The 15,666-nt window shown below is 49.7% G+C and carries 7 protein-coding genes; all 7 read right to left on the bottom strand.

All coding sequences use genetic code 11. The annotated features are described in order from the left end of the window. Nucleotides 1–199 precede the first annotated feature (199 nt). Nucleotides 200–622, bottom strand: coding sequence for a dihydrofolate reductase family protein (locus BUC01_RS11485; protein WP_004291474.1), 423 nt, complete (start codon nucleotides 620–622; stop codon nucleotides 200–202). A 279-nt stretch (nucleotides 623–901) separates the two neighbouring features. Beyond that, entirely contained in the window at nucleotides 902–2,224 is a 1,323-nt protein-coding gene (locus BUC01_RS11480) for a sigma-54-dependent transcriptional regulator (protein ID WP_004291471.1), read from the bottom strand. Beyond that, a complete protein-coding gene (locus tag BUC01_RS11475; protein WP_004291467.1) occupies nucleotides 2,217–4,535 on the bottom strand; it encodes a hybrid sensor histidine kinase/response regulator in 2,319 nt (772 codons plus the stop codon). Before BUC01_RS11475 ends, BUC01_RS11480 begins: the two co-directional genes overlap by 8 nt. Further along, a complete protein-coding gene (gene tet(Q) / locus BUC01_RS11470) occupies nucleotides 4,535–6,460 on the bottom strand; it encodes a tetracycline resistance ribosomal protection protein Tet(Q) (RefSeq protein ID WP_004291466.1) in 1,926 nt (641 codons plus the stop codon). The genes BUC01_RS11475 and tet(Q) overlap by 1 nt, the downstream gene beginning before the upstream one ends. Nucleotides 6,461–7,117: 657 nt before the next feature. Beyond that, the gene (locus tag BUC01_RS11465) at nucleotides 7,118–12,934 is read right to left on the bottom strand and encodes an N-6 DNA methylase (RefSeq protein WP_004291462.1); all 5,817 of its coding nucleotides are present in this window, start codon (nucleotides 12,932–12,934) and stop codon (nucleotides 7,118–7,120) included. Beyond that, nucleotides 12,924–13,511, bottom strand: coding sequence for a DUF1896 domain-containing protein (locus BUC01_RS11460; protein ID WP_004291461.1), 588 nt, complete (start codon nucleotides 13,509–13,511; stop codon nucleotides 12,924–12,926). The genes BUC01_RS11465 and BUC01_RS11460 overlap by 11 nt, the downstream gene beginning before the upstream one ends. A gap of 27 nt (nucleotides 13,512–13,538) precedes the next feature. Then, nucleotides 13,539–15,626: a type IA DNA topoisomerase gene (locus BUC01_RS11455; RefSeq protein ID WP_004291456.1), complete on the bottom strand. Its 2,088-nt coding sequence runs from the start codon at nucleotides 15,624–15,626 to the stop codon at nucleotides 13,539–13,541. Nucleotides 15,627–15,666: the final 40 nt, after the last annotated feature.

Genomic DNA, 15,666 nt, shown 5'->3' with positions numbered 1-15,666 from the left:
TGCGCACATGAATATAATTGGCAAAAAACGCGGCAGAAAATAAAAAATCCAACACTCAATTTTACAAAGTGCTGGATTTCAGAGGTATAAAATTCAGTATTTTTTCACAAGGACAAATTATCTCCGACTTAAATTGTTTGTAATCGGAACATTTATTCTATTCCTGAAAATAGAAATGTATGCTTGCCGCACATTTTGGCTATCTTGCTTTTTTATCAAGGATATAGATAATGCGACATACACCGTTGGGATAGCTTTTCAAAGAGGAAAGCGTCCAGTGTTGCTCTGGCAGAGCCGACTTAAAAAAATGTCGTCCGCTTCCGGATATGAAAGGAACGGTGTATAGTATGATTTCATCCACAGCGTGCATCCGCAGCAGTCCGTTTATATAGTCTGCCGTGTCCGGTGTGGCTTCCGCGAGGTAACGGATGTTTGTGCAGTCTTTTCTCCATTCGTGCAGCATTGAAATGGAATAGTCCGGTGTCACACGGTAAAAGGCTTTCTTCCTGATTTCATCAAGACCGCAACGGTCAAGGCACAAATCCTGATGTGCTTTATCATATAACTCTGAAGAAAGACATCCGTCCATCGTCAGTACGGCGAGAATCTGAACTTTACCCATAATCGTTTCCTTTCGTTAGGCAAGGGTAAAAAAGTAGCGTGCAATTCACACTACCTTCAAGCGATGGCTCTGGTAAAGCCTTTACGGAGAGTACGTGAATGCACGCTATGCGTAAGCATAGCATAAGCATCACGCAATCGTCTCCGTAGTTCCAATTTACCAGATTTTCGCTTGAAACGCCTTGCGGTCTTATCCTATATGTTGGCGGCGAAAAGCTCCTGCCAATCGCCGTTTTTCTCAAATGTTATGCAAAGATAGCCAAATTCAGTGAATTACGGGCTATGATTGCTTGAATTTATATTTAAGTCCATACTCTTCAAGTTTGCTGTATAGTGTTGTCCTGCCTATGCCGAGCAGTTCTGCGGCGACACTCCGGTTGCCGTTTGCCTGTTTCAACGCACGCAATATCCGCTCCTTATCCTCCGCGTCATTGCGCAAGGCGAAGCTGACAGTAGAGGTCGGTTTCGTCACGGCAAGTTCCAGATGCTCTTTCATGACAACACCTTCCTGCGCCTGCAATACAGCACCCATAACTTTCTGCCGAAGTTCCCGCACGTTGCCCGGCCATGCGTGTGTCAGCAACGCTTTACGTGCTTCGGAACTGAACCCGCTCACGCTACACTCCAGCTCTCTGTTTGCCATATCACGGAAGAACTCTGCCAGCGGCATAATGTCTTCTTGACAGTCACGCAACGGAGGAACGGTTATCCCGAAGTCGTGCAGGCGGTACAGAAGATCCTGCCGAAAACGCTTTTCATTCACCGATACCTCCAAATCTTCATTGGTAGCAGCGATGATGCGGACATTGAAATTCCGGTCTGCCTTGTCTCCGACCGGGCGATACCGCCTCTCCTGTATGGCACGGAGCAACATCTGTTGGGTTTCCAACGCGAGGTTTCCTACCTCGTCCAGAAACAACGTGCCGCCTTCCGCCTCATGGAAATATCCTTTCTTGGCATTGTCCGCACCTGTAAATGCACCTTTGACGTGTCCGAAGAAAGCCGACGGTGCAAGCTCTTTGGAGAGTGAACCGCAGTCCACCGCCACAAATGGCTTGCCTGCACGTTTGCTCTTGTCATGCAACAGGTGGGCAATATGCTCCTTGCCCGTGCCGTTCTCACCAAATATCATCACGCTCATATCGGTGGCGGCTACCAGCCTTATGCGGTGCATGATTTTCTGAAAGGCGGAACCTTCACGGGCGAATATAGGCATACGGCGTTGTCCTGCCTGACGTTCTTTCAGTATGGAACGGATCAGGGGGACAAGTTTATCCTCCACAAGCTGTTTGGGAATATAGTCTATCGAGCCGAGTTTCATGCTTTCCACGGCGGTATTAACTTCGGCGTAGTCGGTCATAATGATGAAGGGCTGCATCTTTCCCTCCTTTCGCATCCAGCACAAAAGGTCTATGCCACTGCCGTCAGGCAGACGCAGGTCGGCAACCACGATATCATTATCTGTTGCCTGTTGCAGATGTTTCTTCGCGGTTGAGAGGTGGTAAGCCTTCATATTGCGGTAGCCCTCCCGTGACAGCATATTGCAGACATATTCGCAATACACGATGTTGTCTTCCACCACAATTATTTTTGTCTTATTCATCTTCGTATTTTCTCCTTTCCTCTTCTGCCAACCGTATTATTTCCACTCCCTTATCCAGCACGGCAGTCACGGCATGGCTTAACGCTTCACCATCCGGGAGAGCATCGCCACGAAGCAATCCGTAAAGTACATTCAGCGGTTGGTCGGCACGGAGCACCTCCCACGAACTGCGCAGGTGGTGGATCAGGGAATCCAGCTTTTGCAGGTCTTTTTCTTTTGCTGCATCCCGTACCGCCTGCATTTCCTTTTCTGTTTCAGTTATCAACTTTTCCAGCATGACGGCTTCATTGCCATAGGACAATAAGGCGGAAAAGTCCGGTTTCCCGTCCGGTGTCGCTTTTATGGCACACCTGTCGGAAACCTCCATCAGTTCCGATATGGAGAACGGTTTGAACAGGCATCCGGCAAAGCCTTTTGCCAATAGTTCCCCTTTGTTACAACTGCCCGAAGCGGTTGCCACAACCACCGGGATTGTTGGTGAATTGCCCACGTTGGACGAACGCAACAGTTCCAGCAATTCGAAACCGTTTATATCGGGCATATTCAAGTCTGTCAGCAACAGGCTGTATTCTTTCTGGCGTATCATTTCCATCAGTGCCGCAGCATCGGTGCAAGTGTCGCAGTGTATTCCTTCTTGGGAATACATCTCTTTCAGCATCAGAAGTAATACCTCATCATTGTCAATGGCGACAACATCATGGAATTTATTGTTATGATAAACAGGTGTATTGCTTGTATATCCAAGCTGTTCTTCAGCTTCCTGCATAGAAATTTCAACTGTGAAACGACTGCCTTTCCCTTTCTTGCTGTCTAAACGGATTGTTCCGCCAAGCATCGACACAATATTACGCATTATGGCAAGCCCAAGCCCGAAACCCTCCTTTGCGGCGGCATTTGATAGACGTTCAAACGCACCGAACGCTTGTTTCTGTTCCTCTTCTGTCATGCCTGTACCTGTATCTTCAACGACCAGTGTCAGAACTCCATTATCATATTCAGTAATCAAAGAAACACCGCCTTCTTCTGTGAACTTGACAGCGTTTGACAGCAGGTTATTCCCGATTTGTATTATTCGCTCTTTGTCGGTCAATACAATGGCATCGTGTCCAGTCTTCACGGACAAGGACAGCCCTTTGTTCACGGCAACAGGCATGAACTCCGTTTCAAGTGTGTGCGTGATTGCTGAAATCCGGCAGGGTGACAGACGGGGCTGTTCCTTGCCGTTGTCCAGGCGGAAGAAGTCAAGCAAAGTGTTAAGCATATCCCGCATACGGTCGGAGGATTGCAGTATGTTTTGGATATACTGCCCGGACTTATCCTCACACTGTTCTTTCCGTATCAGTCCGGCATAGCCTGTTATTGCTGTCAGCGGTGTGCGCAGTTCATGGGTGATAGTATGTACCGCCTTCTTCCTTGACGTTATCAGTGCCTCGTTCCGTTGTACGGATTGTTCCAGTTGCCTTATCAAATCAGTTGTCTTGTGCTTGTATTGTTTAATGCTTTTTGCATCACGATGTATGATGATGTAGGAAATTAACAACAATAGAAGAACGAATCCCATTAAACCGCCTACTTGCATAAATGACTTTTCACGCATGGCAACTATTTCGTTTTCCCGGCTTTGCAGTTCGGTTTGTACCTTTTCTTCTATTTGGCAAATCAATTCTTGCAGTTGTCTGTTAAGTTCTGCATTACGAGCTGCAAGGCTGTCGGCTTGTTCCGACAATTGGCGATCCTGCACTTTCTGTTCGCTGATTACGTTTCTATTGACCGAATGAAGGATAGTGGTTGATACTGCTGGAGTTACTTCCTTTTTTTTGCCGAATATGCCTAAGAAACCTTTTCGTTTTGGCTTTTTGGACTGTTCCTGCACACTTTTCTGTACAATAACCGGAATTTGATTGGCTATCTTCTTGTTAATAGATTGTTGTTCATCCATTAACCGGACTATCTGGAACATCTGTCGTTCCTTATCCTCTAAAAGACTGCGCACACTATCGATGCGCTCTGCTGGATAGGTGGCCTTGAAACGGCAGAGCATACTGTCCATTGCCATACGCCGTGCATGGTAATGCTCGATATCTTTATCGTTCCATTCCAGTATTGTTTCACCCAATAGAGAAAATTTTATCATTTGAATATTGATATTGTTTATTTCTTTTCGGAGCTCGTCTATTTTTTTATTGCCAAGTTCTAATGCTTCTATCTCCTGCCATTCATAGAGGCTATTATATGCCATACATCCGATAAGAATGGAGATAAGTATATATCCCAACCGTATTGCCTTATAGAAATTTCCTGACCGCTCCATTATTTTAATGACATTGATTTTTGGAACATGAATAAAAGTTTATCTTTTTCGTTCATGCGGATATTATCAGAATAACCGTCTTTTGTTATTTGATACCCACATGGCTTAACCATAAAAATGCCTAAGCCCTTAGTGTACGAACTTACTTCTGAGGCATAGTCTTTACTTGTATTTAATGGAACTTTCCCTTTAATATGACACCACTCATTATTACAACTGATGTCTTCAATCTCAGACATCAGTTTTTGCAAATCTGTAATAGCTTTGGAACTCGCTACTTGGGGTATCTGCAACTCAAAACAGAGCATCGGTTCGAGAATGTCCACACCTGACTGTTGCAAAGCCAGCCTGAAGACATAAGGGGTCAGCTGTCTGAAATCAGCAGGTGTACTTACCGGGCTATAATACTCGGCTTGAGTAAAAGTTACTTTCAGATCTGTCACTTCCCATCCATGTAAACCAGATTGGCAAGACATACGAATCCCTTCAAAAACGGCATTTTGAAAAGAATGGTTCAGATAACCATAGGAGATGTCACTTTCGATTTGCAACCCTGCCCCTAACGGTAAGGGTTCAAGAGTCAGCCCTATTGTGGCCCAGTAAGGGTTGGGTGGTACTTCGATCTGAATAATCTTATTGACCTTTTTTATAGGTCGTTCTTTGTAGATAGTCTTGATCTCATCAAAATGGACCTTTACGGAAAATCGTTCTTCCAGCAATGTCTGTATGATTTCCTTTTGGGTCAAACCATATAACGAGATTTCCAATTCATCACTATATGAGTTTATGGAAAAGGACAAAGACGGGTCTTCAATCCACAATGTATTCAGAGCGGATATCACCTTGCTTCTCTCTTCGGGCTTATTTGGCCGGACGGAGGATTTGAGAGCGGGATGCTGATGAGATAATCCTTGAATCAAACAAGGTTTAGCACCTAAATAATCTCCGATTCGAAAATCTTCTATATCTTCTACAATCGCGATATCATTGGCACCCACTTCATCAACATTTATCTCTCTGCCCTGATAAATAGTCTTTAGATTTTTAATCTTGATGAATTTTTCCGAATCGTTGATTCTTACAACGTCTCGAAGTCTCAGACTTCCGTCAATTATTTTAAGAAAACTTCTTTTATGCCCTTTGGGGTCATGCTCTATCTTATAGAGATAAGCTGAAAGTCTGTTTGAGACTGATGCCGGAGGAAGTATAAAAGAAGAAATGGCGTCCAACAACTCATTGATACCGATATTGAACATTGCTGATCCATGTAGCACCGGATAGACTTTGGCTTTTGCCACAAGAGCGATTATCGTATTCCAATAATCAGCCGGTGAAATTTCGCTATCCGCCAAATATCGTTCTAATATATCGTCGTCATGGTTGCATACAAATTCTTTGTATTCTTCCTTTATATATGTTTGGGAGCAAACCGGATAAACCGATCCATCGACAACAGTTTGCATAAACAGGACATCTTGCGACAGATTTGTTTTTATATCCATATACAAACGCTCCAAATTCACACCGGCACGGTCAATCTTATTGATAAATATAATTGTCGGGATTTGCAGCTTTTGTAAAGTACTGAACAGCAACTTTGTCTGCGCTTGTATGCCTTCCTTTGCGGATAAGATGAGGACTGCTCCATCAAGCATTTTGAATGTCCGCTCCACTTCCGCAATAAAATCCATGTGTCCCGGAGTGTCAATGATATTGCATTTCACTCCATTCCAGATAATAGATGTCGTAGAAGCCCGGACAGTAATTCCTCTACGTTTCTCTATATCCATAGAGTCCGTTATGGTGTCACCATTATCCACACGGCCGCACTTTTCCGTTGCTCCACTGGCAAACAGCAGATTCTCGGTTACGGAAGTTTTTCCTGCATCAATGTGAGCAAGAATTCCTAAATTTATAATATTCATTTGGATTAAGCAATAATATACTACAGTAGATGCATTGTCGAAACGCACCTTTTAATACCTCCTCGTAGCATATGAGAACTACAGGATTACTAACTCGTATTAATATGTATATTATTACTGCCGCATAACGATTACAAAATTACACAAAAAAATATATCTAACAAAAGTGGGAGGATTTTTTAACTTTTTACCATAGACATTTTATTAGGGAAGCGTAGGTTCAACTGGCAAGTACAAATAAGTAGAAATGTTTGAACAACACCGTTTTAGGAAGTTGAAAAATCAAGTTTCTCTCTCGGTATAGCGTTTATTTTGGCCAATATCTTCTTTAGTTTAGCATTTGTGTATTTCCCATTCGTGTTCTATTTAGCTCCTTATTATGAGTATGTAGCAAGTTACTTATCAAATTCAGCCTCTTTGAGGGTCAAATATGGTTTTGCAAATGGTGACTGACAAGACATAAACAAGGTCAGCAGGAATTTTTTACATAAATGGACATGAATGTATATAACCTAAAATAAGAATAAATTTTAATAAGGGCTGCCCAAAAAGAAAAAAATGCAGTTGCCATCCTATAGATACTTGCAGAAAGGATAAAATTTACTTTTAGACCTTTTGGGATAGCCCTTATTAATACTTCAGATAAAATTCCTTAGGTTATATTTTCAATCCTTTGGACCGGGTTTCCTCCTTGGCATACAGTCCCGGACGCCCGATTATGACATGGTTGGCAACGATACTATCCGCCGGACTGCGTATCTGCGGCGGTGCATTTTCGGGATATTGCGCCTGCCTGTTCCTCACATCTTCCGCTTCCGGCTTGAGCTGTTGCCCTTCATTCTCCTTTTCTGCGACTTCGGGCGTGGGTGGCGCAAGCTCCAGCTGAATTTTTCGGTCAAGGGCGGCAAGTTCGGACTTCAACTGCTTCAGCTCGTCCTCCTTCTTCCACACCTTACCCGCTATCTCCTGTAACTGCGGTATCTCCATCTCCAGCACCTCGTTCTTCGCCTTGTACTGGTCGATGATGGAGGGTATCCTCTCCATCGCGTTGAGGAAGTTGCGGGCGGCGGCCAACGGGTCAGCCATCGCCAGATGCCCGTTGTTGTAGGTGTACTTGTAGTTCCCCTCGACCACGAAGCGGTTGTCGGTGAACTCCAATCCCTCTTTGAGTATCCTTTCGCTCACCACCTTTATCGGAAAACCGTAAAGTTCACCGACCTGCGTGTACAACCCTCCGGTCGTGGCATTCTTGGCTATCTCCTGCAAACGCTTTCCGATGACCTTCTCATCGGCGGAATCCACTCCGTCCACCTTTATTATATTAAGGCGGTTGCCCTCCTTGTCGGTCTGCACCACCGACAGGAAGCGGTTCCAGTCCTCCGTCATGGCATCTATGAAAGCCGTGTTGTTGCGCAACTCGCCGGTCTTTGACTCCAGCTTGAACTCCGAATCACGCTTGCCCTTGTTGAACGACTTGCGTTCCCCTTCGAGCGATGCGATCCGCTTTTCCAGTTTCGCCTTGTCCAACAGGTCGGTATTGCCGGAGAGCAACGCCATGTATTCCGAGAAATTCATGCCCGATTTTTCGTCCATTGCCCCCTCGTCGATGGTACGCGCACCCATCGCACCGCTTTTGAGCTGGCTTATGAAAGTCTGCTTGCAGTGCAGGAGGTTGAACTTGTAGCTGTCCAGTGACTTCTCCACCGCGTAGATGATTACATCCACGTTGTTCCCGGCGAAATGTTTGGCAATCTCATTACCTGCCCTAACTCCGCGTCCGTCACGCTGTTGCAAGTCGGACGGTCGCCACGGCGTATCGAGATGATGGATAGCCACACACCGTTTCTGGGCGTTCACACCCGTTCCGAGCATAGAGGTAGAGCCGAACAGCACACGCACCGTCCCGGCGTTCATGGCGTCTATCACCGCCTTCCGCGCCTTGTCGGTCTTGCACTCCTGAATGAAGCGCACCTCGCTTGGCGGTATACCGTAGTCCTCCGTCAGTTTGCGCTTGATTTCCGAATAGACGTTCCACCCGTCGCCCGGCTGGTATGTCCCCAAATCAGAGAAAACGAACTGCGTGCCTTTCTGGGCGTCGTATTTTTGATAATACTCCGCGATCATCTTGGCACAGTGACTCGCTTTGTTGTCGGGATGATCTTCGTAATTCGGGTCTATCATGCGCATGTCGAGTGCCATTTTCCGGGCATAGTCCGTGGCGATGAGCATCTTCGCCTTTTCTTCCGTTTCCGAAAGCGGCAGCCTGCCCAACAAGGTGGCATCGCCCGTCTTGGCGAACTGCATCAGTTTCTGTATGAAGTCCTCCTGTTCCGGCGTGGGCGGTATATGGTGCAGTATCTCGTTCTTGGCAGGACGGTCAACGCCCACATCCTCCGCCGTGCGGTAGTCCGTGATTTCATTATAGAAGGCGGCAAGCTCCGGCACTTTGATGAAGTAGCGGAAACGCTCCTTCTGGACCACATTGTTCGTCACGTTAAATTCAAAATCCGTCGTCTTCTTGGCAAATATCGCCGCCCAAGCGTCGAAACACCTTATGTCCTGCCGTTCCAGCTCCTTCGGGCGCAGGTACTTGAACAGCAGGTACAATTCAGTCAGTGAGTTGCTGATAGTCGTGCCGGAGAGGAAGGTCGCACCCAAGTCTTTTCCTGTGCGCTCCTGTATGGTGCGTATGGCAAAGAGCATGTTAAGTGCCTTCTGGCTTCCCTCGCTGTTTCCCAATCCCGCCACACGGTCGTGGCGCGTGTTGAAAGTCAGATTCTTGAACTGGTGGCTCTCATCTATGAAGATGTGGTCGATGCCCATCTGCTTGAAATCCACCACGTCGTCCGTGCGTGACTTTATGGCGTGTTCCACCTTCTCCAGCTTCGCTTCAAGGTTGTGCTTGCGCTTCTCCAATCCTTTCAGCATCGCCCGCGACACGTTCTTTCCCTGCTGCCGTAGCACTTCGAGGTTTTCCTCCACCGTGTCAAGCTCTGCTTGCAGGATGCGCTGCTGCAATTCCGGCGACTGCGGTATCTTGCCGAACTGGTCGTGCGACATGATGACGCAATCGTAGTCGTTGTTCTTTATATTATTGAAGAAGCGCACACGGTTGGCGGTCGAAAAGTCCTTCTCCGAAGCGTACAGAATACGTGCGTTGGGATATGCCGCCTGATAGGTGGCTGCAATCTCCGCAACGTTGGCTTTCAGCCCGATAATCATCGGCTTGTGTGCCAAATTCAGACGCTTCATCTCATGCGCGGCGATGCACATTATCAGCGTCTTACCGGTTCCCACCTCGTGGTCGCAAATTCCGCCGCCGTTCTGTTTCAACATCCAGACGCAATCCATCTGTGAGGGATAGACGCTCTTGATACCCCGGCTTGCCAGCCCTTTCAGGTTGAGGTCGGGAAAGGTCTGATGGGAGCCGTCGTAGCGCGGGCGCACGAAACAGTTGAACTTGCGGTTATACATCGTCACAAGCCGCTCCTTGAACTGCGGCGACTGCTCTTCGAGCCATTCGGAGAAGCCGTTTCGTATCTCGTCAATCTTGGCGTTGGCGAGTTGTATTCCCTCGCTGTCGCGCATCTTGATGTCGTTGCCATGCTCGTCCTTGCCGATGGACTTCATCATGTCAGGGCAGGTGTTGTGCAGGGCGTGTTTTAGGAGGTGCATACCGTCATAGTTCCGGTAATACCCCTTCACCAGAAACTCGTCCGTGATTTTCATGGTGCGGTAGCCGCACACCACCGAAAACTCGTCCATGCTTGCGGAATAGGCGATTTTCACCTCCGTGTCGAACAGCCGGCTCATGTAGGCGGCATAGACACCCGTCGGAATCCAGCGTTCCCCGAAATTGAAGTCCAGATCCTCGAAGGCGATGCGCTGCGGCTCGGCATCTTTCAGAGCCTCCAACGCCTGCTTCACCTCCGGCATACGCTCATTTTCGGGATTGTCACCCATCCATGCCTCTATGCGTTCCGCTTTCTCTATGACATTTCCGGCGATGAAACGGTCTTTGATTTCGTAACCGGTCACGAGCGGATTGTAGTAGATGCGCCCTTGCAGGGCAGTGAGCAAATCCTCCGCCGTGCTGTCGGTTATCTCCCGCATATAGTCGAGATTGACCGTACCATATTTGTTGAGCGACGCAGACAGGGCTTCTTCGGGAGAGCCTACGTTGGCATGGCTCTCCACCGCGAAGGAAACAGGATGCTCGAAGATGTCCGCCTTGACGAACTTTCCGTTTTCCATCCGTTCCAGCGAAAGGATGTCGCGCCCGCCCGCATCCATCATCACTAACTTCACGTTCTGCTTGGCGTTGAGGTTGCCGTAGCGCATGACAAACTCATCGTAACAGGTATTCAGATGCTCTCGCCACGGAACATTTGCCTCGCGCCGGAGCGATTCATAACGGTACAGACGCTCGTAGGCGTCACGCAGCGACACATACAACAACGCCTTTTCCTTCTGGTATCCTTTCAGGTCGAGCGGCTGGAATGTCGCCCCGTATGGCGTGATGTCTTTCAGGTAGCCGATGTTATGACGCCCCCGGTCAGCCACCAGCGACCCTTCGCGCAGGTGCATCTCCGGCGTGCGGTGGTAGGCACGCGGAGAAAGGTCCACGACTTCCTCCTTCGGCTTTTCCGCTTCGATGTCGGGGAAAAGGAAAGTCCCCACCGCTTCCGATGGGGTATCTGTAACGGCAGGTGCGGCGACTGCCTCCGGCTGTGTTTCCTCCTGTCGTGGCTGCTCACGGGAAGTTTCCGGCACGGCTTTCACTTCCGTCTTTTCCGCCACTTGTTTCTCGTTATGCTGCCTTGCCAGTTCCCGAAGTTCTTTCCTACGCTCCGGCGTCAAACCCATCATCATTTCATAGAAACCGTTGATGGGAGGATTGGTATCCCAGTCCAGTGTGGCATAGATGTCGTCCGGGTCGGCAGGCTTGGCGGTGTTCTCCGCTTTCACCTCCTTATTCTCCATTGCGGGTTTTGCAGTTGGAGCTGTCGGTGTAACCGTGACTTTCGGTTTGGGCGGAGTGGACTTTGCCGTAACTGCCTTTTTCACCGTCTTTTTCTTTTTGGAGGTTTTCGGTTGGCTGACCTCTTCCGTCATCCCCCAGAGGTCAAGCAGGGTGAGCTGCACGCCTGCGGAATATTGCGGGCGCGGTTCTATCTCCGGCTTTTCATCTGCGGGTTGCGGCTTTTCTGTCGGAGTTTCCACCGTCTGCGCCGAGGATACTGTTTCCAATTTTATGGCAGGACGCTCTACTTTATTTTGAACGGCAACTTTTTCTTCCGTTCCTGCCTGCCGGATTGAACCCGAATACAAGCGCATGGCAAGCCTGTAATGGAAATCCTCGTCGAGCATACGGCGCAAATCCCCGGCGATGCCTGCTGCCTTGCCCTCGTGCAGATAAACCATAGCGGGCTTCCCGTAGGGGTCTGTGTCAAGTTTCGCCATCGTATGCACGATGCGTTCCGGGTGGTGGATGAAATAGGCGTTGTCGGTCAGGGCGGTTTTCGTGTCCGTCTGTATCACGGTCATCAGCCGCTCGTCCTGCGACATTTCCTTCTTGCTGAGGTTCTTTTGCAGGACAATCAGGTCACTGCCCACCTCCGTGCCCGCGTTGTCCGTGAACAGGTTGTTGGGCAGGCGTATCGCGGATACCAGATTGGCCTGACTGAACAGCTCGTTACGCACGGAGGTCTTGGTGCTATTCAATACCCCTTGCGAGGTGATGAACGCCACGATACCGCCGTCACGCACGGCATCCAGTCCTTTGAGAAAGAAATAGTTGTGGATGGTTTTCTGGGCGGAGCGTCTGCCGAAAGAGTCGCTCCGCTGAAACTCCGCGTCGAACACGGCAATGTCACCGAACGGAATGTTGGACACCGCCAAGTCGAAATAATTGTTGAACGGTCTTTCGATTTTCTCAAAACCGCAGGTGCGCATTTTCTGGTCGGGATAGAGATGCCTCAAGATTGTACCCGTGAGCAGATCCTTCTCGAAAGCCATCACATCCGCATTGGGGCTGTGCCGCAGCATGGAATCCACGAACACGCCGACACCTGCCGACGGTTCGAGCATACGGGCGGGGCGGACGCTGTAATCTGCCAGCACGTCCGCGATGGTGTCGGTTATCTCTTTGGGGGTGTAGAAAGCGGTCAGCACGGACGCTTTCAGCGAATCCACAAACCGCTTGTACTCTGTTTCGTCCTTGCTGTTCTCACGGATAAGCCTGTGCAGCTCCACCGTCGGGGCGAACAGTTCGAGGTCGGATTTCGCCCACCGGACGGCATCCGTCAGTTCCTTTGCAGGGTTGAGGATACATTTCAGACCGCCGAAACCGCAGTACCTTTGAAGTATGGCACGCTCTTCGGTTGTCGCTGTCCTATTTTCCCTGTCAAGGATGAATGCCGTCCGTATCGCCTCGATGTTGTCCCGCAGTTTCTGTTTGCGGTTAAACGCCATATTCGTCTAAGTAAAGGACGGTTGCTCCCGTCAGCTCCGTGTAGAGCAGGTCGTAATCGGAAGACAGGGCGAAATTGTCATCCGAGAGGTCATAGACGGAGAACACGTTGCCGACAAGCGGCAGCAGTTTCAGGACAAAGGCTTCACGCTTCTCTTCCGGCACTTCATCGGCAAACTCGTTTTCCACGACTTCGCGGAGGATGGCGTAACGGGAATAATGCAGCCCGCGCAGCAGCGTGTCCATCGCCAGTTCCTGCGCACCATCGGCGGGATAGCCTTCAAGCCGTGCCCTCTCATACGTTTCGGCGGCACGGTCGGCCCGTTCCCGTATGAAAGCGGTGTCGTCAGCCTGTTCAAACTTGTTCGTGCGGAGATAGTCCAGCAGGTACAGACCGTAATAGGAAAAGTCGGTCTGACCCTCGTTTTTCTTCTTGTTGTTCATTACTTTGGATTTAGCGGATTGATAATTAACGGGATAATCGGTTGGAAAAAGGAAGAAAAAGGCACTCGGTATCCCTCCGAGTGCCACCACTAAATCCAAAGTATGAGTGTAATCCGGTATCGAAGAACAATTCATTACTCTGAACAAGTGGCAAAGTTAATACTATTTCTTCCGTCCTGAAAATTTCTTGTCCTTTTTAGCCTCCGGGAACACAAAAGTCGTGTTATATTCCCCGTCAAAGGCGACAACAGCATCGAAACTCTTGCCCTGTTTGCTCTTGAACCCTTTGAGCAGCTTGGTATGCCCTTCGGTGAGCAGGTCTTTGATTTCATCGTCGGACAGGGTGCGTCCCGCTTTCAGCCGGAACACGGGCAGTCCGCACTCCGTGTTGTCGCAGCGTACCACCTTGCCGTAGAACCGCATCCTGCCCGTGCCACACTTGGGACACGCGCAGCCGGAGTCACGGCTGCCGAAGAGCTTGTCGCACGAGATCAGTTCGGAGGTTATCTCACGTGTGTACGCCTCTATCTCCTTGCGGAAGGTGTCGTCGGACAGTTCCCCGCGCTCGATACGCGCCAGCTCCTTTTCCCATTCGCCCGTCATGGCAACATCGGCGATGCGCATCGTCTTGACGACGGAATTGAGGGCAAGTCCTTTTTCGGTGGGAACAAGCGACTTCTTGCAGCGTTCCATGTAACCGCGCTTGAAAAGCGTTTCGATGATGGAGGCGCGTGTGGCGGGAGTACCGATGCCACAGTCCTTCATCGCCTGCCGCAGTGCGTCGTCCTCAATTTCCTTGCCCGCCGTTTCCATTGCCGAGAGCAGGGTGGCTTCGGTATGCAGCGGCTTGGGTTTGGTCTTTCCTTCGGTAATGGACGAGCCTTTCGGTGTCAGCGTGTCGCCTTCCTGCCAGCCGGGGATGGTAATTTCCTCTTTTTCCTCGCCATAGACGGCACGCCATCCGGTTTGCTTCACGACGCTGCCTTTTACGGTAAACTCCACTCCGGCACATTCCGCCGTGACAGTGGTCACATCCTTGACGCATTTCTCAGAGAATGCCTCGACCATGCGCCCGGCAATCATCTGATAGATGGTATTGTCCTCTTTGGAGAGGAAGAGCGGTTTCTCACCCGTGACGAGCAGGGCATGGTGGTCTGTCACCTTGCCGTCGTCCACGCTGCGGCGTGTCGGGGCGGCTTTTGCCCGCACCTTGTCTTTCCATTCGGGCTGTGTGCCGATGAAAGCGAGCAGTTTGGGAATTTCGGCAAACACGTCTTCGGGGATGTAGCGGCTTCCCGTTCTCGGATAGGTTATCAACTTCTTTTCGTAGAGTTTCTGCGCGATTTCAAGCGTCTGTTCCGCCGTGAAGCCGTGCTTGGCGTTGGCTTCTTTCTGGAGCGTGGTCAGGTCGTAGAGCAAGGGAGTTTCCTCCGTCTTCTCCTTGCGCTCGGCTTTCGTGACAGTGGCGCAACCTGCCGCCTTTACCTTATTATATAGTTCCATCGCCGGTTCTTTCTCTTTCCATTTCTCGGAGGATGAGAATTTCACGACTTCGCCGTCGCAACCGTCCGTTGCGATATGGAGCTGCCAGAATGCTTCGGACGTAAAGCGGCGGTTCTCCCAGTAGCGTTCACATACCATAGCCAACGTTGGTGTCTGCACCCGCCCCACGGAATACGTGCCGTGTCCGGCGGCGATGGATAACGCCTGTGTGCCGTTGATGCCCACGAGCCAGTCGGATTCGCTCCGCGCTTTGGCGGCGAGGTAGAGGTTGTCGTATTTGCTGCCGTCTTCGAGTTTCCGCAGTCCCTCGCGGATAGCTTTGTCGGTGAGAGAGCTGATCCACAGGCGCACGAAAGGAGTGGTGCAACCCGTATAGTGGTAGAGGTAGCGGAAGATAAGCTCTCCCTCGCGTCCGGCATCGGTCGCCACGATGATATGTTCGCTTGTGTCGAACAGTCTTTTGATGACTTTTATCTGCGACACCACGCCGCTGTCGGGCTTGTAACCTTTCTCCGTCCTGACCTGACGGGGGACGAGCGTGAATGTGTCGGGAATAATCGGGAGGTTGTCACGGACAAATCCGCGCACGCCGTAGCCGTCGGGCATGGCAAGCTGAACGAGGTGTCCGAATGCCCATGTCACGGCATAACCGCCTCCCTCGAAATATCCTTCCTCTCTCTTTGTCGCGCCCACGATGCGGGCGATTTCACGTGCCACGGAGGGCTTTTCTGCAATGATTGTCTTCATGTCTTCTTCTTTTTTGTTGATACTTTGGATTTTATTTTGG

It is taken from the genome of Bacteroides stercorirosoris, from assembly GCF_900142015.1.
In the GTDB taxonomy this organism is placed as follows: Bacteria; Bacteroidota; Bacteroidia; order Bacteroidales; family Bacteroidaceae; genus Bacteroides; species Bacteroides stercorirosoris.
The sequence above is the reverse complement of the archived record's forward strand: the minus strand, read 5'-3'. Positions and strand labels throughout refer to the sequence as shown.